General features: G+C 66.8%; 1 protein-coding gene. It reads right to left on the bottom strand.

Annotated features, from left to right (window positions below):
- Positions 1-977 (bottom strand): acyltransferase domain-containing protein (locus AC5Y2L_RS28555; protein WP_499940094.1); only part of this gene is annotated, 977 nt, incomplete at both ends.

Genomic DNA, 977 nt, shown 5'->3' with positions numbered 1-977 from the left:
GCCGTGATGGGTTTCTACGTGGAAGTCGAACGCGCTCGGCGATACGACCAGCGCCGAGGCGCCCACAGTCGTCTGCTCACCGAGCACCACCTCTTGTTCGAAGCGCAGGTCGCGGATTTCGGCGAATTCACCTATGACTGTGCGTGCGGCCTCCAGCGCCATCTCGCAGTAGGCCGCGGCGGGCAGTACTGCCGCGGTGTGCAGCTGGTGATCGCCCAGCCAGGGCTGAGCGGCAGTGCCGACATCGGATTGCCACACGTGGTGCTCGGGTTCCTCCGGCAAGCGCACATGCGGGCCCAGCAGCGGATGTACCGAGACGGAGTATGCGCCGTAGCTGTGCGATTTTTGCCGGTCGCCGTCCAGCCACAGCCGGTTGTGGGTCCAGGTGGGCAGCGGCGCGTCGACCAGCCGCCCGTCGGGGTAGAGCACGGAGAAGTCGATCGCGGCGCCGGCGTTGTGCAGATCGGCCAGGAAGTCCCGAAGCCCGTGGGGGAGTGGTTGTTCGCGTCGCATACTTGCCAGAGCGGCGATTCGCATATCGAGACTGCGAGCGGTTTGCTCGACCGCGTGGGTGAGCAGGGGGTGTGGTGCCAGCTCGGCGAAGACGCGGTAGCCGTCCTCCAAGGCGGCCTGCACCGCGGCGCCGAAGCGCACCGTGCAGCGTAGGTTGTCCACCCAGTACCGGTTGTCGCAGACCGGCTGCTCGCGCGGATCGAATCCGGTGGCCGAGTAGTAGGGCACCTGCGGGGTCTTGGGGGTGAGTTCGGCGAGTGACTCGCTCAGCTCGTCGAGGATGGAATCGACTTGAGGCGAATGCGAGGCGACGTCGACGGCGATCTCGCGGGCCATCACCTCGCGCTGCTCCCAGGCGGCGACCAGTTCACGAACCGTCTCGGTGGCACCGCCGATGACCGTGGACTGCGGCGAGGCCATCACTGCCACCACGACGTCCTTGATCCTGCGTACGGTCAACTCCG

It is taken from the genome of Mycobacterium sp. NGS66 (genome assembly GCF_059812225.1).
Note: the sequence above shows the minus strand (reverse complement) of the source record. Positions and strands in the feature narration are given on the sequence as shown.